The 20,958-nt window shown below is 58.7% G+C and carries 18 protein-coding genes, 1 tRNA gene and 1 pseudogene; 18 read left to right on the plus strand and 2 right to left on the minus strand.

Features of this window, described 5'->3' with window-relative positions:
• Positions 1 to 94: pseudogene (locus BJ928_RS37560) on the plus strand (elongation factor Tu); the annotation flags it as partial.
• 71 nt (positions 95 to 165) lie between these two features.
• Positions 166 to 675, plus strand: coding sequence for a hypothetical protein (locus BJ928_RS37565; protein ID WP_047637061.1), 510 nt, complete (start codon positions 166 to 168; stop codon positions 673 to 675).
• A gap of 28 nt (positions 676 to 703) precedes the next feature.
• On the opposite strand, the gene BJ928_RS37570 is transcribed toward BJ928_RS37565, so the two are convergent.
• The gene (locus BJ928_RS37570; RefSeq protein ID WP_047637059.1) at positions 704 to 1,219 is read right to left on the minus strand and encodes a GrpB family protein; all 516 of its coding nucleotides are present in this window, start codon (positions 1,217 to 1,219) and stop codon (positions 704 to 706) included.
• A gap of 155 nt (positions 1,220 to 1,374) precedes the next feature.
• On the opposite strand from BJ928_RS37570, the gene BJ928_RS37575 reads away from it, so the two are divergent.
• The 12 genes from BJ928_RS37575 (at position 1,375) to rpoC (ending at position 16,821) form a co-directional block, all read left to right on the plus strand.
• Complete coding sequence (locus BJ928_RS37575) at positions 1,375 to 2,268, plus strand: NAD(P)-dependent oxidoreductase (protein WP_047637058.1); 894 nt, start codon at positions 1,375 to 1,377, stop codon at positions 2,266 to 2,268.
• Between the two features lie 326 nt (positions 2,269 to 2,594).
• Positions 2,595 to 3,281 carry a glycosyl transferase gene (locus BJ928_RS37580; protein ID WP_047637057.1) on the plus strand — a complete coding sequence of 229 codons (687 nt, stop codon included), beginning with the start codon at positions 2,595 to 2,597 and terminating at the stop codon, positions 3,279 to 3,281.
• Between the two features lie 35 nt (positions 3,282 to 3,316).
• Positions 3,317 to 4,165 (plus strand): hypothetical protein, encoded by an 849-nt coding sequence (locus BJ928_RS37585; RefSeq protein WP_047637063.1) that lies wholly within the window; start codon positions 3,317 to 3,319, stop codon positions 4,163 to 4,165.
• A 209-nt stretch (positions 4,166 to 4,374) separates the two neighbouring features.
• Positions 4,375 to 4,450: transfer RNA gene (locus tag BJ928_RS37590), tRNA-Trp, on the plus strand.
• Positions 4,451 to 4,646: 196 nt separating this feature from the next.
• The gene (gene secE, locus BJ928_RS37595; protein WP_047637055.1) at positions 4,647 to 4,847 is read left to right on the plus strand and encodes a preprotein translocase subunit SecE; all 201 of its coding nucleotides are present in this window, start codon (positions 4,647 to 4,649) and stop codon (positions 4,845 to 4,847) included.
• An 18-nt stretch (positions 4,848 to 4,865) separates the two neighbouring features.
• Entirely contained in the window at positions 4,866 to 5,396 is a 531-nt protein-coding gene (gene nusG, locus BJ928_RS37600) for a transcription termination/antitermination protein NusG (RefSeq protein ID WP_004123460.1), read from the plus strand.
• Positions 5,397 to 5,608: 212 nt separating this feature from the next.
• The gene (gene rplK, locus BJ928_RS37605; RefSeq protein ID WP_047637054.1) at positions 5,609 to 6,040 is read left to right on the plus strand and encodes a 50S ribosomal protein L11; all 432 of its coding nucleotides are present in this window, start codon (positions 5,609 to 5,611) and stop codon (positions 6,038 to 6,040) included.
• 4 nt (positions 6,041 to 6,044) lie between these two features.
• Positions 6,045 to 6,743, plus strand: coding sequence for a 50S ribosomal protein L1 (rplA, locus tag BJ928_RS37610; protein ID WP_047637053.1), 699 nt, complete (start codon positions 6,045 to 6,047; stop codon positions 6,741 to 6,743).
• A 332-nt stretch (positions 6,744 to 7,075) separates the two neighbouring features.
• Positions 7,076 to 7,594, plus strand: a complete 519-nt coding sequence (gene rplJ, locus BJ928_RS37615) for a 50S ribosomal protein L10 (RefSeq protein WP_047637052.1) — start codon at positions 7,076 to 7,078, stop codon at positions 7,592 to 7,594.
• 58 nt (positions 7,595 to 7,652) lie between these two features.
• Entirely contained in the window at positions 7,653 to 8,033 is a 381-nt protein-coding gene (gene rplL / locus BJ928_RS37620; protein WP_004123442.1) for a 50S ribosomal protein L7/L12, read from the plus strand.
• 262 nt (positions 8,034 to 8,295) lie between these two features.
• Positions 8,296 to 12,438: a DNA-directed RNA polymerase subunit beta gene (rpoB, locus tag BJ928_RS37625; RefSeq protein ID WP_047637050.1), complete on the plus strand. Its 4,143-nt coding sequence runs from the start codon at positions 8,296 to 8,298 to the stop codon at positions 12,436 to 12,438.
• A gap of 174 nt (positions 12,439 to 12,612) precedes the next feature.
• Entirely contained in the window at positions 12,613 to 16,821 is a 4,209-nt protein-coding gene (gene rpoC, locus BJ928_RS37630; protein WP_047637047.1) for a DNA-directed RNA polymerase subunit beta', read from the plus strand.
• A 121-nt stretch (positions 16,822 to 16,942) separates the two neighbouring features.
• Here the strand turns inward: rpoC and BJ928_RS37635 are convergent, their stop codons facing one another.
• Positions 16,943 to 17,236, minus strand: coding sequence for a hypothetical protein (locus tag BJ928_RS37635; protein ID WP_047637046.1), 294 nt, complete (start codon positions 17,234 to 17,236; stop codon positions 16,943 to 16,945).
• Positions 17,237 to 17,744: 508 nt separating this feature from the next.
• Between BJ928_RS37635 and rpsL the strand changes: the two genes are divergently transcribed.
• From rpsL to BJ928_RS37655, 4 genes are all read left to right on the plus strand, one after another.
• On the plus strand, positions 17,745 to 18,116 hold the full coding sequence (gene rpsL, locus BJ928_RS37640; protein ID WP_003507760.1) for a 30S ribosomal protein S12: 372 nt from the start codon (positions 17,745 to 17,747) through the stop codon (positions 18,114 to 18,116).
• Positions 18,117 to 18,198: 82 nt separating this feature from the next.
• Positions 18,199 to 18,669, plus strand: a complete 471-nt coding sequence (gene rpsG / locus BJ928_RS37645; protein ID WP_015339596.1) for a 30S ribosomal protein S7 — start codon at positions 18,199 to 18,201, stop codon at positions 18,667 to 18,669.
• A 30-nt stretch (positions 18,670 to 18,699) separates the two neighbouring features.
• The gene (gene fusA, locus BJ928_RS37650) at positions 18,700 to 20,799 is read left to right on the plus strand and encodes an elongation factor G (RefSeq protein WP_047637043.1); all 2,100 of its coding nucleotides are present in this window, start codon (positions 18,700 to 18,702) and stop codon (positions 20,797 to 20,799) included.
• Between the two features lie 66 nt (positions 20,800 to 20,865).
• A partial coding sequence (locus BJ928_RS37655; protein WP_018010120.1) for a GTP-binding protein occupies positions 20,866 to 20,958 on the plus strand: 93 nt, incomplete at its 3' end.

Here is a 20,958-nt window from a genome sequence, read left to right on the forward strand (position 1 = left end):
CGTTCCGATCGCGATGGAAGAAAAGCTTCGCTTCGCTATCCGCGAAGGCGGCCGTACCGTCGGCGCAGGCATCGTTGCCTCCATCGTCGAGTAATCTGAGGATTATTCCTTTATAAGAAGGCCCCGCTGGAAACAGCGGGGCCTTTCTCGTTGGGGGATGCGCGCATGAGCTTGATCATTCTGACCGGCGCCTCTGGCTCGGGAAAGACCGCCATTGCGGAGGCGATCGCCAGGGACGCCACACGAAAATTAGCCGTCTATCATTTCGATAGTATCGGCGTGCCGTCGCTTGACGTCATGACCAGAGATCACGGTTCACCCGAAGGCTGGCAACGCGACAAGACCGTCGAATGGCTCATGCTGCTTGCGCCCGAGGCACAGAAGGGCAGGGCAATGCTGTTCGAGGGACAGATGCGGCCGTCCTTCATCGCGGAAGCGGTTGCGGCTGCCGGGATCGACGACTGTCGCATCCTGTTGATCGATTGCGACGATGCAACGAGAACCCATCGCCTGTGCGTCGAGCGCGCCCAGCCCGAACTTGCCGATGCGAACATGATGAATTGGGCGGCGTATCTGCGACGCGAAGCCCGAAACTCCGGCTACGAGATCCTGGACACGAGCCGGCTTACCGTCGAAGAGAGCGTGGCCGGCGTTCTGAAACATCTGGACCGGTAGCGGCTCGTGCTCAGTCACCGATCGGTAACTATTCTGCCATTGCGTATTCCGCCCGGGCGCGGCGGACGATATCGGCAACGAAATCGCTCTTGCCGCCGGTGTAGTGATCCCAATCGCCATGCGCCTCTTCGGCCAGGCGTCGTTTCAATGCCGCATAGTGCGCCGCGAATTCGGGGTGAGCCCGCAGATAGTCGCGGAAGAGCAGGCGCTCCCGGTGAGCCTCATTATCAGGCAGGCAAAGATAAAGCCGTGTGCCGTAAGGCTTCTCATCCCTGGTGAAGATCCAGCGGCCGCTGCCGTGGGGATCGCCGTGAAAGCGATATCCGTCCTCCTTCAGGCGTTCCGTCGCGTCGAGTCTTGCCAGCTCCGAGAGGAGGACCGCGTCGATATCGAGCTTCGGCTTGGCGCTTAACCCGGCAATGGCTGTGCTGCCGATGTGATGGAACGCTGCGGGATGACCCAGCAGCAGGCCGATCGCTTTGCTCCTGCCTTCAAAGAGACGTGGCCATTGCGGATCGTATTCGACAAGTGTGATCGGCCGCATCCGTCCTGTCTCCTTTCGCCGTGCCCAGTCCTCGCAATATGCTTCGGCGAGTCGGTCCTGTTATTTTGCCGGGAAAGGGCCGAGTCACCAAGCTGCGCCTTGCGAAACAGGTGCAAGGGATTATCTATCGCTCGATTTCATCAGGAGGAGATTTCATGAAGAAACGTATTCTGTTTACCGGCGGAAGCGGCAAGGCCGGACGTCACACCGTTCCCTGGCTGGTCAATGCCGGCTACGAAGTCCACAATGTCGACCTCGTGCCGCTGAACAGCCCCGGCGTCACCAATCTGCAGGCCGATGTCACCGATTCGGGACAAGTCTATAATGCCCTCACCATGCATCGCGATTTTCCCGATCTCGACCAGGGCAAGGGCGTACAGCCCTTCGATGCCGTCGTGCATTTCGCCGCCATTCCCCGCATTCTGATCAAGCCCGATAACGAGGCCTTTCGCATCAACACGATGAGCACTTACAATGTCATCGAGGCGGCCGCGAAGCTCGGTGTGAAGAAGATCATTATTGCCTCGAGCGAAACGACCTATGGCGTCTGCTTCGCCGAGGGCCATCGCGATTTCCATCACTTCCCGCTTGAAGAGGACTATGATGTCAATCCGATGGATTCCTACGGCCTGTCCAAGGTCGTGAACGAGAAGACCGCCCGCGCTTTTGCCGAACGCTTCGGCATCGACATCTATGCGCTGCGCATCGGCAATGTCATCGAGCCGCACGAATACGAGCGGTTCCCCGAATATTTTGCCGACAGCGAAATCCGCAAGCGCATTGCCTGGAGCTATATCGACGCCCGCGATCTTGGCCAGATCGTCCATCTCTGCATCGAGAAGAATGGCCTCGGCTTTCAGGTGTTCAATGCGGCGAACGATACGGTTTCGGCCAATACGCCATCGCGTGAGTTGGCGGCCAGGCACTATCCGAACGTCCCGTTCATACGCGAGATTGGTGAATATGAAGGTCTGCTGTCCAACCGCAAGATTCGCGAAGTCTTGGGTTTCAAGGAAGAACATGACTGGCGGAAATACGTGAAGCTCTGAGGCTCAACGATCGCCCAAGAAAGCCCGGGCGCCGCACTTCTGCCGCGCCCGGCAGAGGGGATTTGTTTCCGAACCTCTCTATTTGTTACGCAGCATAACCAAAAATGCTTCGGCAAACACTCGACAAATACAGCCATTTCTCTAAGTAGGTTTGGGTTCGCAACATCTCGTGTAGATTGTAGCGTGTGACACTGCCGATTTGCGCAGGTGTCCTGAACCGCCATCCCGTGGCAACCGGGCTTCATGAGTTGAGTTGAATCCGGTGGGTCACGGCGACAGAGAGTTTGCCGGCTGGTCCGGAGTAGACCAGCCGTTTCGGAGGTATCATGAAGGATAATGTTGCCCGTATTTTTGTTGGTTTCGATTCCAAAGAGGTCGTCGCCTATCACGTTCTGACGCAGAGCATCATCGAGCGCTCGTCGATCCCGGTGGTCTTCTCGCCGATCGTTCTCAACAATCTCGGCGGCATTTTCACGCGCGAGCGCAATCCGCTGCAGTCGACCGAATTTTCCTTTTCTCGCTTTCTCGTGCCGTATCTCAGCGACTATCAGGGCTGGAGCATCTTCATGGATTGCGACATGCTCGCCCGCGCCGATATCGCCGAACTCTGGGCGTTGCGCGACGACCGCTATGCGGCCATGTGTGTCAAGCACGACTATCAGCCAAAGATCGAGACCAAGTTCCTCGGCCAGACGCAGACCAAATACGAGAAGAAGAACTGGTCGAGCATGATCCTGTTCAACAACGCCAGGTGCACGGCCTTGTCGAAGGATTTCGTCAATACGGCAACCGGGCTTCAGCTGCACCAGTTCAAGTGGCTGGAGAATGACGGTGAGATCGGCGAGGTGCCGGTGACCTGGAACTATCTCGTCAACGAATATGACTACCGCGACGACGCCAAGCTCGTGCACTTCACCGATGGCGGTCCGTATTTCGAAGACTATCGCAATGACGACTATGCGGAAGAATGGTTCGCCATGCGCGACCGGATGCTGCACGTCCAGCAGAAGTGAGCGAAGTGGATCAGAAAACACCAGGCATAGCTGACATCGGCTCTTCGGCTGCGGGTTGCGCAGCCGGCCTGGATGGCGTCGATGAATGGCGTGCCGTGCTGGCGCGATTCTCCCATATCGTTCTGGTCGCCAATAGCGACGCGGTGGATATCGGGAGCCTGCGTTCGCAATTTCCGGAAACGGCGCTCTTCGTCTTCTTCAACAAGGTCTACAAGGTTCTCGACCGCCCGTTTAACGGATATTCGCTGCTGATCTCGCGCGGTCAGCCGCGCGGGGCCAACATTGTCTATCGGGGAGAAGTCGGCGAGGTCGTCAAATTCTTTCCGCGGGACTATTTCCTCGGCATCATGAATATCCGCCTCGGGCCGGAGGAGAAGCTCAATCCCGCCGCTGATTTCCAGGGCGCACCGACGGGCCATCTCGACCTTGTGGGTTTCTGCTCCGATTTCTACATGGAGAGCAAGTCGCCGACGAGCGGCTTTGCCATGGCGCTTTGGCTCAGCGATCTGAAGTTGCCCGGCGCGATCATTCTGGCCGGCTTCTCCGCCCGGCGCAGCCAGAAGTGGCGAGTCGTTTCGGCACATGATTGGAGTTTCGAGCAGACGTTCCTGCGCCTATTTGCCCGGCTGGGAAAGATCACGATCCATGGCGGGGTGGCGCTGAACCCTTATGTCCGGCTCGCCCAGCGCTTTACCGAACTCCCGCAGGCCGAAATCTCGCTTGCCGCAGCCGAGGTGTTGTCGGAACGACTCGGCAATACCGATGCCGAAGTCGACAAGCTGATCTCGCTGACGAATGTGATTCGCTCCGCGGACAGCTTCATGCGTCGCCTCCGGCCGAAATTTCTCAAGCGCAAGCCGAAAGGCTCTCCCGGAGAATCGTAGAGGCGAGGGGCGCCCTTTCGCTTCCATTTGCTGCGGCTTCGCCCCCGCGGCAGATCTTCCCTGCGGGCCTGTCCTGTGTGAAGCTGCGGGTCCGATTGGGAAAAAACAAAAAACGCTCTTGCCAATCGTTTCGTCGCGCCTTAAAGGGAGCGCCATGTCTTCGAACTGCTCCGGCGGTCCACCGCTTGAAGTGAATATTCGAAGGAAGAAGGGGTATAGCTCAGTTGGTAGAGCGGCGGTCTCCAAAACCGCAGGTCGTAGGTTCGAGCCCTGCTGCCCCTGCCATTTTCCTTGGTTTGACTGGCGCGTCGTTTTCGCAGCTTATTGAGTTGAGGATCATGCCGGCTTGGCGGCAAATTTTAGAAAACACCGTATTGCCTCTTGTTAAATCGGGAATCGGTGTTTATGTAGGGTTTAACAGACACGCGGTGCGTGGGGCTGATATGTTCAGCTTTACGCGCCGTAATTGCGTGGGCAGTCAATGGCATCCAAAACGAATCCACTAGCGTTTCTGCGGCAGGTGCGCTCCGAGACGTCGAAAATCACTTGGCCCTCACGCCGCGAGACGATGATCTCGACGGTGATGGTGCTCGTCATGGTCGTTTTCGCCTCGCTGTTTTTCTTTGCTGCTGACCAGCTTATCGGCTGGGTTCTCGGCTATGTGCTGAATACCGGCAATTGATATCGGGTGGAGATGAACATGGCGGCACGTTGGTACATCGTCCACGCTTATTCTAATTTCGAAAAGAAGGTGGCTGAATCCATTGAGGAGAAGGCCAGGCAGAAGGGTCTCGAACATCTGTTCGAGAAGATCCTCGTCCCGACCGAGAAGGTCGTTGAAGTTCGTCGTGGCCGGAAGGTTGACAGCGAACGCAAGTTCTTCCCGGGTTATGTGCTCGTTCGCGCCAACCTGACGGATGAAGCTTACCACCTGATCAAGAATACGCCGAAGGTCACTGGCTTCCTCGGCTCCGACAATAAGCCCGTTCCGATTCCGGATTATGAAGCCGAGCGCATTCTCGGTCAGGTCCAGGAAGGTGTCGAGCGGCCGAAGGCTTCCGTATCCTTCGAAATCGGCGAGCAGGTTCGTGTATCCGATGGTCCGTTCGCCTCGTTCAACGGCACGGTTCAGGATGTGGACGAAGAGCGTTCGCGCCTGAAGGTTGAAGTGTCGATCTTCGGCCGCGCTACGCCGGTCGAGCTGGAATACAGTCAGGTCGAGAAGGTCTGATTTTGTCTTATCGGGAGGTTGGTCTTGCGGCCAGCCTCTCGCTTGAGTTTGGATATGAGTAAATGCTTACTTATATCTCGCGGCTCAGCCGCAATCCGCGTGGAAGGGTCGGGTCTTAGCCGGACCTGGTGATCCGCACCACGCAACCGCAGCCGCCGGAGCGATCCGGCATAGTAGGCCGGGCAACCGGTCATGTAGAAAGGCAGAGAGAAATGGCTAAGAAAGTTGCAGGCCAGCTCAAGCTGCAGGTCAAGGCCGGCTCGGCGAATCCGTCGCCGCCGATCGGTCCTGCGCTTGGTCAGCGTGGCATTAACATCATGGAATTCTGCAAGGCGTTCAATGCCGCCACGCAGGAAATGGAAAAGGGTATGCCGATCCCGGTCGTCATCACCTACTACCAGGACAAGTCCTTCACCTTCGCAATGAAGCAGCCGCCGGTCAGCTACTTCCTGAAGAAGGAAGCAAAGATCCAGTCCGGCTCGAAGACCCCGGGCAAGGGCGCCAAGGCTGGCACTCTGACCAAGGCTCAGGTCAAGGCAATTGCCGAAGCCAAGATGAAGGATCTGAACGCCGCCGATATCGAAGGCGCAATGGCCATGATCGAGGGCTCTGCCCGCGCGATGGGCCTGGAAGTGGTGGGCTAAGACCATGGTAGCAAAGCGTATTCAGAAGATTCGTGAAGGCGTTGATCCGACCAAGCTTTATGCCCTGGATCTGGCCATCAACATGGTCAAGGAACGTGCCGTCGCCAAGTTCGACGAAACGGTCGAAATCTCGATGAACCTCGGCGTTGACCCGCGTCACGCCGACCAGATGGTTCGCGGCGTCGTCAACCTGCCGAACGGCACTGGCCGTACGGTTCGCGTTGCCGTCTTCGCTCGCGGCGCCAAGGCTGATGAAGCCAAGGCTGCCGGCGCTGACATCGTCGGTGCGGAAGACCTGGTCGAAATCGTTCAGGGCGGCAAGATCGACTTCGATCGTTGCATTGCGACCCCGGACATGATGCCGCTCGTCGGCCGCCTCGGTAAGGTTCTCGGCCCGCGTGGCATGATGCCGAACCCGAAGGTTGGCACCGTTACGATGGACGTCAAGGCAGCTGTTGAAGCTTCCAAGGGCGGCGCTGTCGAGTTCCGCGTCGAGAAGGCTGGTATCGTCCATGCCGGCATCGGCAAGGCTTCCTTCGAAGCCAAGGCTCTGGAAGAAAACATCCGCGCCTTTGCTGACGCCGTCATCAAGGCAAAGCCGGCTGGTGCCAAGGGCAACTACGTCAAGCGCGTAGCGATCTCCTCGACCATGGGTCCGGGCGTCAAGATCGAGCCGTCGACGGTTACGGCGCCGAGCGCCTGATTGGTTCTGCCGGGCTTTTGAGCCCGGCCTGTAAGAATTCCTGGCCCTTCGGGGCCGGGATTTCCGGAGAAATCCGGAATTCCTGTCCGAGATTGCAGGTGGTTATCCCTTAATCACTCAAGCCTGCATGAGACGGGTAAGACCCGAATTTTGAAGAAGCATCGCTTCGATGAACTCGGTTCGAGCCTTGGATGCCTTGTGCCTTGGAGCCGTCAGGCTCGAGCGCGAGGGGACAGGATCCTCAAGCGTCGCTTGGGATCTCTCTTGATCCCAGGAGGCAAAAGGCAACCCGGCAGGCCCGTTAACCCGGTCCTGTCAACTGGAGAAAAGCAGTGGAAAGAGCGGAAAAACGCGAATTCGTCACGGAACTGAACGAAGTCTTCAAGGCTTCGGGCTCAGTTGTCGTGGCCCACTATGCTGGTGCTACAGTCGCTCAGATGAACGATTTCCGTTCCAAGATGCGCGCTGCTGGCGGCACCGTCAAAGTCGCGAAGAACCGCCTGGCCAAAATTGCTCTTCAGGGCACGGATGCGGAAGGGATTTCCAATCTCTTCACTGGTCAGACGCTGATCGCATACAGCAATGACCCGATTACCGCTCCGAAGGTCGTCGTGGATTTCGCCAAGACCAACGATAAGATCGTTGTTCTGGGCGGCGCCATGGGAACAACAACGCTCAACGCCGAAGGTGTCAAGTCGCTCGCGACCCTGCCTTCGCTGGACGAGCTGCGCGCGAAGCTGCTGGGCATGATCCAGACTCCGGCTACCCGCATCGCAGGTGTTGTTGCAGCGCCGGCAAGTCAGCTTGCTCGCGTGTTCTCGGCCTACGCCAAGAAGGACGAAGCCGCGTAAGGCGGTTTTTCGCTGTTCATAACCAACCAGTTCGAACCGAACAAAAGGAACTACTAAAATGGCTGATCTCGCAAAGATCGTAGACGACCTCTCCTCGCTGACCGTTCTCGAAGCCGCAGAACTGTCCAAGCTTCTCGAAGAAAAGTGGGGCGTTTCCGCCGCTGCTCCGGTAGCTGTTGCTGCCGTTGCCGGCGGTGCTGGCGCTGCTGCTGCCGTTGAAGAAGAAAAGACCGAGTTCGACGTCATCCTCGCGGATGCCGGCGCGAACAAGATCAACGTCATCAAGGAAGTCCGCGCCATCACCGGCCTGGGCCTCAAGGAAGCCAAGGACCTCGTTGAAGCCGCTCCGAAGGCTGTCAAGGAAGCCGTTTCCAAGGCTGAAGCTGCTGACATCAAGAAGAAGCTCGAAGACGCCGGCGCTAAGGTCGACGTTAAGTAAGCTTGAAACTGCTTTGGGAGGTGGCTTTTTGCCGCCTCCCATTCGCCGTTTTTCTGAACGAATTACCCAAAAGCCGCGGGAAAAACGGCTTTTGGGTAATGGGTTCTTCAAGAGGATGGTCTCAAACCGAACCGCGACGCAATCCGGCTGAGCGGTTTTCGGTTAGATAGACGAGATTGAACTACTCATTGATTGATGGGGTCGCCTGGCCAGTGATTCCCATCCGTTGCAGGCCCGGGTGCAGGATTTTAAAGGAGCGACGATGGCTCAGACCCTTTCGTTCAACGGTCGCAGGCGCGTACGCAAGTTTTTTGGTAAGATTCCCGAAGTCGCAGAGATGCCGAACCTTATCGAGGTTCAGAAGGCGTCCTACGATCAGTTTCTCATGGTCGAAGAACCCAAGGGCGGCCGCCCGGACGAAGGTCTTCAGGCTGTCTTCAAGTCGGTTTTCCCGATCACCGATTTCTCCGGCGCTTCCATGCTGGAGTTCGTTTCCTATGAGTTCGAACCGCCGAAGTTCGACGTCGACGAGTGCCGCCAGCGCGACCTGACCTACGCCGCGCCGCTGAAGGTTACCCTCCGTCTGATCGTGTTCGATATCGATGAGGATACGGGCGCAAAGTCCATCAAGGACATCAAGGAACAGAGTGTCTACATGGGCGACATGCCGCTCATGACGAACAACGGTACGTTCATCGTGAACGGCACCGAGCGTGTGATCGTGTCGCAGATGCACCGTTCGCCGGGCGTCTTCTTCGATCACGACAAGGGCAAGAGCCATTCCTCCGGCAAGCTGCTCTTCGCTGCTCGCGTCATTCCGTATCGCGGTTCCTGGCTCGACATCGAATTCGACGCCAAGGACATCGTCTACGCCCGTATCGACCGCCGCCGCAAGATTCCGGTGACGTCGCTGCTGATGGCGCTCGGCATGGATGGCGAAGAAATTCTGTCGACCTTCTACACGAAGTCGCTCTATGAGCGCTCCGGCGATGGCTGGCGCATTCCCTTCAAGGCGGAAACGCTGAAGGGCGCCAAGACCGTTACCGACATGATCGACGCCGACACCGGCGAAGTTGTAGTCGAAGGCGGCAAGAAGCTCACGCCGCGCCTGCTGCGTCAGCTGCAGGACAAGGGCCTCAAGGCTCTGAAGGCGACCGACGAAGAACTTTACGGCCTGTTCCTGGCGGAAGACATCGTCAACTTCCAGACCGGCGAGATCTATCTCGAAGCCGGCGACGAAATCGACGAGAAGACCCTGCCTGTCATTCTGAAGGCTGGTTTCGACGAAATCCCGGTTCTCGGCATCGACCACATCAATGTCGGCGCCTACATCCGCAACACGCTGTCTGCGGACAAGAACGAGAACCGTCAGGACGCTCTGTTCGACATCTACCGCGTCATGCGTCCGGGTGAGCCGCCGACCATGGAATCGGCCGAAGCCATGTTCAACTCGCTGTTCTTCGACGCGGAGCGTTACGATCTCTCCGCCGTAGGCCGCGTGAAGATGAACATGCGTCTCGACCTCGACGTCGAAGATACCGTTCGCATCCTGCGCAAAGACGACATCCTGGCCGTGGTCAAGATGTTGGTCGAACTGCGCGACGGTAAGGGCGAAATCGACGACATCGACAACCTCGGCAACCGCCGTGTCCGTTCGGTCGGCGAATTGATGGAGAACCAGTATCGTCTGGGTCTGCTGCGCATGGAACGTGCGATCAAGGAACGTATGTCCTCGATCGAAATCGACACCGTCATGCCGCAGGATCTGATCAACGCAAAGCCGGCTGCCGCCGCCGTTCGCGAATTCTTCGGCTCGTCGCAGCTGTCGCAGTTCATGGACCAGGTGAACCCGCTTTCGGAAATCACCCACAAGCGCCGTCTTTCGGCTCTCGGCCCGGGCGGTCTGACCCGCGAGCGCGCCGGCTTCGAAGTCCGCGACGTTCATCCGACGCATTACGGTCGTATTTGCCCGATCGAAACGCCGGAAGGTCCGAACATCGGTCTTATCAACTCGCTGGCGACCTTCGCCCGCGTCAACAAGTACGGCTTCATCGAAAGCCCTTATCGCCGCATCATCGACGGTAAGGTGACCAACGACGTGCTCTACCTCTCCGCTATGGAAGAGGCGAAGTACTACGTTGCCCAGGCCAACGCCGAGCTCGACACCGACGGCTCCTTCATCGAGGAATTCGTCGTCTGCCGTCATGCCGGCGAAGTCATGCTCGCTCCGCGCGACAACATCAACCTGATGGACGTCTCGCCGAAGCAGCTGGTTTCTGTTGCTGCCGCTCTGATCCCGTTCCTGGAAAACGACGACGCCAACCGCGCTCTCATGGGCTCGAACATGCAGCGTCAGGCCGTGCCGCTTCTGCGTGCCGAAGCCCCGTTCGTCGGCACCGGCATGGAGCCGGTCGTCGCGCGTGACTCCGGTGCAGCTATCGGCGCCCGCCGCGGCGGCGTGGTCGACCAGGTCGACGCAACGCGTATCGTTATTCGCGCCACCGAAGACCTCGATCCGTCGAAGTCTGGCGTCGATATCTACCGCCTGATGAAGTTCCAGCGTTCGAACCAGAACACCTGCGTCAATCAGCGTCCGCTGGTTACCGTCGGTGACGTGGTCAACCGTGGCGACATCCTGGCTGACGGTCCGTCCACGGACCTCGGCGATCTCGCTCTCGGCCGGAACGTGCTCGTCGCGTTCATGCCGTGGAACGGCTACAACTACGAAGACTCGATCCTGCTCTCCGAGCGTATCGTTGCCGACGACGTGTTCACCTCCATCCACATCGAAGAATTCGAAGTGATGGCGCGTGACACCAAGCTCGGTCCGGAAGAAATCACCCGCGACATTCCGAACGTTTCGGAAGAAGCGCTGAAGAACCTGGACGAAGCCGGCATCGTTTACATCGGCGCCGAAGTTCAGCCGGGCGATATCCTCGTCGGCAAGATCACGCCGAAGGGCGAAAGCCCGATGACGCCGGAAGAAAAGCTCCTGCGCGCCATCTTCGGTGAAAAGGCATCCGACGTTCGCGATACCTCGATGCGCATGCCGCCCGGCACCTACGGTACGGTCGTCGAAGTTCGCGTCTTCAACCGTCACGGCGTCGAAAAGGACGAACGTGCAATGGCGATCGAGCGCGAAGAGATCGAACGCCTTGCCAAGGACCGCGACGACGAACAGGCGATCCTCGACCGTAACGTCTACGGCCGTCTGGTCGAGATGCTGCGTGGTCAGGTTGCTCTTGCTGGTCCGAAGGGTTTCAAGAAGGGCACGGAACTGTCGAATTCAGTCGTTTCGGAATATCCGCGTTCGCAGTGGTGGATGTTCGCCGTCGAGGACGAGAAGGTCCAGAGCGAGCTCGAAGCCCTGCGTGGCCAGTACGACGAATCCAAGTCGCGCCTTGAACAGCGCTTCATGGACAAGGTCGAGAAGGTCCAGCGCGGCGACGAAATGCCTCCGGGCGTCATGAAGATGGTCAAGGTCTTCGTCGCTGTTAAGCGCAAGATCCAGCCGGGCGACAAGATGGCAGGCCGTCACGGGAACAAGGGCGTGGTTTCGCGCATCGTTCCGGTCGAAGACATGCCGTTCCTGGAAGATGGCACGCATGTCGATATCGTGCTGAACCCGCTCGGCGTGCCCTCGCGCATGAACGTCGGTCAGATTCTCGAGACGCACCTCGGCTGGGCTTGCGCCGGCATGGGTCGTCAAATCGGTGAGCTGATCGAAGCCTACAAGGCGAGCGGCAACATCGAACCGCTGCGCAAGACGATCGACATGGTCGTCGGCGACGGTCCGAAGAGCGACGACGTGCACGAGTACGACGATGCATCGGTTCTGCGTCTTGCCGACCAGTGGAAGCGTGGCGTGTCCATCGCGACCCCGGTCTTTGACGGCGCCGGCGAGGTGGATGTCAACGAGATGCTGGAAATGGCGGGTCTCAAGCAGACCGGTCAGTCGACGCTGTACGACGGTCGTACCGGCGAGCAGTTCGACCGCCAGGTCACGGTTGGCTACATCTACATGCTGAAGCTGAACCACCTTGTCGACGACAAGATCCACGCCCGTTCGATCGGTCCGTACTCGCTCGTTACCCAGCAGCCGCTGGGCGGTAAAGCGCAGTTCGGCGGTCAGCGCTTCGGCGAAATGGAAGTCTGGGCGCTCGAAGCTTACGGTGCGGCCTACACGCTGCAGGAAATGCTCACGGTCAAGTCGGACGACGTGGCCGGCCGTACCAAGGTTTACGAAGCCATCGTTCGTGGCGACGACACCTTCGAAGCGGGCATTCCGGAAAGCTTCAACGTTCTCGTCAAGGAAATGCGCTCGCTGGGTCTCAGCGTCGAACTGGAAAACTCCAAGGTCGACGATCTGCAGACGGCAAGCCAGCTTCCCGACGCAGCCGAGTAATAGCCTGCGGGTGCGCGCTGTCGATCAGCGCGCACCGCTTGGAATATTGCAGCGCCGTTGGCGTCCCTTCGGATGCATGGCGCCGCAAGGCGGTTTTAAAGCGTCAGTCCGGTTCCCGGGATTTGCCGGCACTGTTCGCAATTCGAGGGCGTTTCGCCCCTAAAGGAGATAGGCATGAACCAAGAGGTCATGAATCTTTTCAATCCGCAGGTGCCTGCGCAGAATTTCGATTCCATCCGGATTTCGATCGCGTCGCCGGAGAAGATTCTTTCCTGGTCTTATGGCGAGATCAAGAAGCCGGAAACGATCAACTATCGTACGTTCAAGCCGGAACGCGATGGTCTTTTCTGCGCGCGAATCTTCGGACCGATCAAGGACTACGAATGCTTGTGCGGCAAGTACAAGCGCATGAAGTACAAGGGCATCATCTGCGAAAAGTGCGGCGTCGAAGTCACGCTGTCGCGCGTTCGCCGTGAGCGCATGGGCCATATCGAGCTCGCCGCTCCCGTTGCCCACATCTGGTTCCTGAAGTCGCTGCCTTCGCGTATTTCGACGCTGCTCGACATGACGCTGAAGGATGTGGAGCGCGTTCTCTACTTCGAAAACTACATCGTCACCGAGCCGGGCCTGACTGCTCTCAAGGAGCATCAGCTTCTCTCGGAAGAAGAGTACATGCTCGCCGTCGACGAATATGGCGAAGACCAGTTCACCGCCATGATCGGCGCTGAAGCGATCTACGAGATGCTGGCCAGCATGAACCTCGAAAAGATCGCCGGCGACCTGCGCTCCGAGCTTGCCGACACCACGTCGGATCTCAAGCAGAAGAAGCTGATGAAGCGCCTGAAGATCGTCGAGAACTTCATGGAGTCAGGCAACCGTCCGGAATGGATGATCATGAAGGTCGTCCCGGTCATCCCGCCGGACCTGCGCCCGCTGGTTCCGCTCGATGGCGGCCGCTTCGCGACCTCGGATCTGAACGATCTGTATCGCCGCGTCATCAACCGTAACAACCGCCTGAAGCGCCTCATCGAACTGCGTGCTCCGGGCATCATTATCCGCAACGAAAAGCGCATGCTGCAGGAATCTGTCGATGCGCTGTTCGACAACGGCCGCCGTGGCCGCGTCATCACCGGCGCCAACAAGCGTCCGCTGAAGTCGCTGTCCGACATGCTCAAGGGCAAGCAGGGCCGCTTCCGTCAGAACCTGCTCGGCAAGCGCGTCGACTATTCCGGACGTTCGGTCATCGTGACCGGTCCGGAACTGAAGCTGCACCAGTGCGGCCTGCCGAAGAAGATGGCGCTCGAGCTGTTCAAGCCGTTCATCTATGCCCGCCTCGACGCGAAGGGTTATTCCTCGACCGTCAAGCAGGCCAAGAAGCTGGTCGAAAAGGAAAAGCCGGAAGTCTGGGATATCCTCGACGAGGTCATCCGCGAGCATCCGGTTCTGCTGAACCGCGCACCGACGCTGCACCGCCTGGGCATCCAGGCCTTCGAACCCACGCTGGTCGAAGGCAAAGCTATCCAGCTGCACCCGCTCGTCTGCACGGCCTTCAACGCCGACTTCGACGGCGACCAGATGGCTGTTCACGTGCCGCTCTCGCTGGAAGCCCAGCTTGAAGCCCGCGTGCTGATGATGTCGACCAACAACATTCTGCATCCGGCAAACGGCGCGCCGATCATCGTTCCCTCGCAGGACATGGTTCTCGGCCTGTACTATCTGTCGATCCTGAACCAGAACGAGCCGGGCGAAGGCATGGCCTTCTCCGACCTCGGCGAGCTGCATCACGCTCTCGAAAACAAGGTCGTGACGCTGCACTCGAAGATCCGTGGCCGCTTCAAGTCGGTCGACGAAGAGGGCAAGCCCTATTCGAAGATCTATGAGACGACGCCGGGCCGCCTGCTCATCGGCGAATTGTTGCCGAAGCACGGCAAGGTGACCTTCGACATCTGCAACCAGGAAATGACCAAGAAGAACATCTCCAAGATGATCGACACGGTCTACCGCCATTGCGGCCAGAAGGACACGGTCATTTTCTGCGACCGCATCATGCAGCTTGGCTTCTCTCATGCCTGCCGCGCCGGCATTTCGTTCGGCAAGGACGACATGGTCATCCCGGACACCAAGGTTAAGATCGTCGGCGATACTGAAGCGCTCGTGAAGGAATACGAGCAGCAGTACAATGACGGCCTGATCACCCAGGGCGAGAAGTACAACAAGGTCGTCGACGCCTGGGGCAAGGCCACGGAAAAGGTCGCCGAAGAAATGATGGCCCGCATTAAGGCCGTCGAATTCGACGAAAAGACCGGTCGCCAGAAGCCGATGAACTCGATCTACATGATGAGCCACTCGGGTGCTCGTGGTTCTCCGAACCAGATGCGCCAGTTGGGCGGCATGCGTGGCCTCATGGCCAAGCCGTCGGGCGAAATCATCGAGACGCCGATCATCTCGAACTTCAAGGAAGGCCTCACCGTTAACGAGTACTTCAACTCGACGCACGGTGCCCGTAAGGGTCTGGCCGACACCGCCTTGAAGACCGCGAACTCCGGTTACCTGACCCGCCGTCTCGTCGACGTCGCGCAGGACTGCATCGTCACGCACGTCGATTGCGGTACCGAGAACGGCCTCACCATGACCGCCATCGTCGATGCCGGTCAGGTCGTCGCCTCGCTCGGCGCCCGCATCCTCGGCCGTACGGCCCTGGACGATATCGATCATCCGGTCACGGGTGAGCGTATTGTTGACGCCGGCAAGATGATCCTGGAACCGGATGTCATCGAGATCGAGAAGGCTGGTATCCAGTCGATCCGCATCCGTTCGGCGCTGACCTGCGAAATCCAGACGGGCGTATGCTCGGTCTGCTACGGCCGTGACCTTGCTCGCGGTACGCCTGTCAACATCGGTGAAGCTGTAGGCGTTATTGCCGCGCAGTCGATCGGTGAGCCGGGCACCCAGCTGACCATGCGTACCTTCCACTTGGGCGGCACGGCGACCGTGGTCGACCAGTCGTTCCTGGAAGCCTCTTACGAGGGCACGGTTCAGATCAAGAACCGCAACATGCTGCGCAACTCCGATGGCAACCTCGTTGCCATGGGCCGCAACATGACGGTCCAGATCCTGGACGAACGCGGTGTTGAACGCTCTTCGCAGCGCGTTGCTTACGGCTCGAAGCTGTATGTCGATGACGGCGACAAGGTGAAGCGCGGTCAGCGTCTGGCAGAGTGGGACCCCTATACCCGTCCGATGATGACGGAAGTGGCCGGTACGGTTCACTTCGAAGACGTCGTCGACGGTCTCTCGGTCCTCGAAGCGACGGACGAGTCCACCGGCATCACCAAGCGTCAGGTTATCGACTGGCGCTCGACGCCGCGCGGCTCCGATCTGAAGCCGGCGATCGTCATCAAAGACGCCAGCGGCAATGTCGCCAAGCTCTCGCGCGGTGGCGAAGCCCGCTTCCTGCTCTCGGTCGACGCGATCCTGTCGGTCGAGCCGGGCACGAAGGTGTCGCAGGGTGACGTTCTCGCCCGTTCGCCGCTGGAAAGCGCCAAGACCAAGGACATCACCGGTGGTCTGCCGCGCGTTGCCGAACTGTTCGAAGCTCGTCGTCCGAAGGACCACGCCATCATCGCTGAGATCGATGGTACGATCCGCCTCGGCCGCGACTACAAGAACAAGCGTCGCGTCATCATCGAGCCGGCGGAAGACGGTGTCGAGCCGGTCGAATACCTGATCCCGAAGGGCAAGCCCTTCCACCTTCAGGAAGGCGACTATATCGAAAAGGGTGACTACATCCTCGACGGTAACCCGGCTCCGCACGACATCCTGGCGATCAAGGGCGTGGAGGCACTGGCTTCCTACCTGGTCAACGAAATCCAGGAAGTCTACCGCTTGCAGGGCGTTGTCATCAACGACAAACACATCGAAGTGATTGTCCGTCAGATGCTGCAGAAGGTTGAGATCACCGATGCAGGCGACAGCCAGTACATCGTCGGCGACAACGTCGACCGGATCGAACTGGACGACGCAAACGACCGCCTGATCGAAGAAGGCAAGAAGCCTGCTTACGGCGATCCGGTTCTGCTCGGGATCACCAAGGCATCGCTGCAGACGCCGTCCTTCATCTCGGCCGCATCCTTCCAGGAAACAACGAAGGTGCTGACCGAAGCTGCAATCGCCGGCAAGACCGACGGTCTGCAGGGTCTGAAGGAAAACGTCATCGTCGGCCGCCTCATCCCGGCCGGTACTGGCGGTACCATGACGCAGATCCGCCGTATCGCAACGGCCCGCGACGAGCTGATCCTCGAAGAGCGCCGCAAGGGCACGGGCGCCGGCGTCGCAACGCCGATGCTGCAGGACCTCGCCAGCGAGAACACTCCGGCCGAGTAAGCCGGTGCTGAATTGACGAAAATCAAAACCGCCCGGAGCGATCCGGGCGGTTTCTTTTTGCGCAACGATGAAATCGAATGGGTGAGGGGAGGCCGCCTTCGCAGGGCAGCCGTCGTCCCGATCAGCGGAAGCGGATGATTGCGACTTCGCCTTCGAGGGCGCCTTGATAGGCGGAGGCGTGCGGCTCTTCGTCCGGTATGTCGGTCAGAAGCCCGATCTGGTCGAGATCAGCCTCGATGAAACCTTCTTCGGCGAGCGCATTCAATGCCTCGCGCACGGCGGTATCGTCATCGGGCGCTTTCAGCATGACATGCAGGTCAATGCCTTCGCCGCCATCGGACTCGTATCCCTTGCCGATGATGATGAAGACCATGGGGCCGTCGGAATTGTTGTCGTTGTCTGGCGCAGTAATCATGGATCTTCCTTCGGGAGTGTCGAATCGACCCGGCGATTCTCTCAGATGGTCCGGGTCTGGCGGATGGAAAAGTCCTCCTGTGATTCCTTATAGGGATTTTGACAAAATACCAAAGTCCATCTTGCCGAAGGGACGGGGATTCCGTATCCAATGCTTCAAATGGCTGGTTTGACCGGGGTTTCCGGGCTTTGTGACAAAGATAATTTCTTAACCGGCCTTGACGAACGGGCGGGAAACCAGTAGTACCGCCGCCATCGGAACCCATGTGAGGCATGGCTGTTCGGGGCGACGCGCCCTGAAGTTCACCTCAAACAAGGTTCTAAACGCACGTTGAAGACACGAATGCTGCACGCAAGACGCTATAAAGGCGTCCTCTGCTTTTTTGTGGTCCATCTGCGAAAGCGGATCGGGCCACGTTTTGCGCATTGAGACGAACGTGTGTCGTTGCCGGTGACGGCGAAAGTCATGCCCGCAAGGGTGTCGAGATAGATTTACAAGGGATGGTTGAATGCCTACCGTAAACCAGCTGATCCGCAAGCCTCGCCAGGCGCAGGTAAAGCGTAACAAGGTTCCCGCTCTTCAGGAGAACCCGCAGAAGCGCGGCGTTTGCACCCGCGTCTACACGACCACGCCGAAGAAGCCGAACTCGGCTCTGCGTAAGGTCGCAAAGATCCGCCTCACCAACGGCTTCGAAGTCATTGGTTACATCCCCGGCGAAGGTCACAACCTTCAGGAGCACTCTGTCGTCATGATCCGTGGCGGCCGCGTGAAGGACCTTCCGGGTGTTCGCTACCACATCATCCGTGGCGTTCTCGATACCCAGGGTGTCAAGAACCGCAAGCAGCGCCGTTCGAAGTACGGTGCGAAGCGTCCGAAGTAATTCGGTTTTTTAGATAATCCGGCGCTGCGCGAGGTTCTCCGCGTGGTGAAGCGTCGCAAACAGTTGAGAGACGAGAAGTTACATGTCCCGACGTCATAGAGCAGAAAAGCGTGAGATCAATCCGGACCCGAAGTTCGGCGATCTGGTTGTCACCAAGTTCATGAATGCCATCATGCTGGACGGCAAGAAGTCCGTAGCAGAAAACATCGTATATGGCGCGTTTGACGCCGTGCAGGGCAAGGCAAAGCAGGAGCCGCTCGGCGTGTTCCATCAGGCTTTGGATAACATCGCTCCGCACGTTGAAGTCCGCTCGCGCCGCGTCGGTGGTGCTACGTACCAGGTTCCGGTTGATGTGCGTCCGGAGCGCCGTCAGGCTCTCGCCATTCGTTGGTTGATCACTGCTGCTCGCAAGCGTAACGAGACCACGATGGTTGACCGTCTGTGCGGCGAACTTCTCGATGCCTCCAACAACCGCGGCGCTGCCGTCAAGAAGCGCGAAGACACGCACAAGATGGCTGATGCCAACCGTGCGTTCTCGCATTATCGCTGGTAATCCCGAACGGTTTCGGAAAGGCAGTCCGTTATGGCTCGCGAATATAAAATCGAAGACTACCGTAATTTCGGTATCATGGCGCACATCGACGCCGGCAAGACCACGACCACCGAGCGTATTCTTTACTACACCGGCAAGTCGCACAAGATCGGCGAAGTGCACGACGGCGCAGCCACCATGGACTGGATGGAGCAGGAGCAGGAGCGTGGCATCACGATTACCTCCGCTGCTACCACGACCTTCTGGAAGGGCCGCGACGGCAAGACCCGCCGCTTCAACATCATCGACACCCCCGGCCACGTCGACTTCACCATCGAAGTCGAGCGTTCGCTGCGCGTTCTCGACGGTGCCATCGCCCTGCTCGACGCCAACGCCGGCGTTGAGCCGCAGACGGAAACCGTCTGGCGTCAGGCTGAGAAGTATCATGTTCCGCGCATGATCTTCTGCAACAAGATGGACAAGACCGGCGCTGACTTCTATCGCTCGGTCGAGATGATCAAGACCCGTCTCGGCGCCACTGCCGTCGTCATGCAGCTGCCGATCGGCGCTGAAAGCGACTTCAAGGGCGTTATCGACCTGATCGAGATGAACGCTCTCATCTGGCGCGACGAATCGCTCGGCGCTCAGTGGGACGTCGTCGAAATCCCGGAAGACATGAAGGCAAAGGCTGCCGAATATCGCGAAAAGCTGATCGAGACCGTTGTCGAGATCGACGAAGCCGCGACCGAAGCCTATCTCGAAGGCAACCTGCCTGACAACGATCAGATCCGCGCGCTCGTCCGTCGCGGCACGATCGACGTCAAGTTCCATCCGATGTTCTGCGGCACCGCATTCAAGAACAAGGGTGTTCAGCCGCTGCTCGACGCCGTTGTCGACTATCTGCCGTCGCCGCTCGACATTCCGGCGATCAAGGGTATCGATTTCAAGACGGAAGCTGAAATCGAGCGTCATGCTGACGACAGCGAACCGCTGTCGATGCTGGCATTCAAGATCATGAACGACCCCTTCGTCGGTTCGCTCACCTTCGCCCGCATCTATTCCGGCAAGCTCGAAAAGGGTGCGTCGGTCATGAACACGGTCAAGGACAAGCGCGAGCGCGTCGGTCGTATGCTGCAGATGCACTCGAACTCGCGTGAAGACATCGAAGAAGCCTTTGCAGGTGACATCGTTGCTCTCGCCGGCCTTAAGGAAACCACCACGGGCGACACGCTCTGCGATCCGCTGAAGCCGGTTGTTCTCGAGCGCATGGAATTCCCCGAGCCGGTCATTCAGATCGCGATCGAGCCGAAGACCAAGGGCGACCAGGAAAAGATGGGCCTCGCGCTCAACCGCCTGGCTGCCGAAGATCCGTCCTTCCGCGTGAAGACGGACCAGGAATCGGGCCAGACGATCATCGCCGGCATGGGCGAACTGCATCTCGACATCATCGTCGACCGTATGCGTCGTGAATTCAAGGTTGAAGCTACCGTTGGCGCGCCGCAGGTTGCTTATCGCGAAACCATCACGCGCCAGACGGAAAAGGACTACACCCACAAGAAGCAGTCGGGTGGTACCGGTCAGTTCGCTCGCGTCAAGATCGTGTTCGAACCGAACCCGGAAGGCGACGATTTCAAGTTCGAGTCCAAGATCGTCGGCGGTTCTGTTCCGAAGGAATACATTCCGGGCGTTCAGAAGGGTATCGAAAGCGTTCTGTCTTCCGGCCCGCTGGCTGGTTTCCCGATGCTCGGCGTCAAGGCGACGCTCATCGACGGTGCCTTCCACGACGTCGACTCGTCGGTTCTGGCCTTCGAAATCGCTTCCCGCGCTTGCTTCCGTGAAGCAGCCCGCGAAGCCGGCGCCCAGCTCCTCGAGCCGATGATGAAGGTCGAAGTCGTAACGCCGGAAGACTACGTCGGTGACGTTATCGGCGACCTGAACTCGCGTCGTGGTCAGATCCAGGGCCAGGAAAGCCGCGGTATCGCTGTTGTCATCAACGCGAACGTCCCGTTGGCGAACATGTTCAAGTACGTCGATAACCTGCGTTCGATGTCTCAGGGTCGTGCACAGTACACGATGACCTTTGACCACTACGCACCGGTTCCGTCGAACGTCGCACAGGAAATCCAGGCAAAGTATTCCGGTCAGAAGTGACCGGAATACCAATTGACCGATAACAAGAATTGATCCCTCAGGGGACAGCAAAACGGAGAGCCGAAAATGGCAAAGAGTAAGTTTGAGCGCAATAAGCCGCACGTTAACATTGGGACGATCGGGCACGTTGACCACGGCAAGACGTCCTTGACGGCAGCG

The sequence above is a fragment of the Rhizobium sp. WW_1 genome (assembly GCF_003610155.1).
Lineage (GTDB): Bacteria > Pseudomonadota > Alphaproteobacteria > Rhizobiales > Rhizobiaceae > Rhizobium > Rhizobium tropici_A.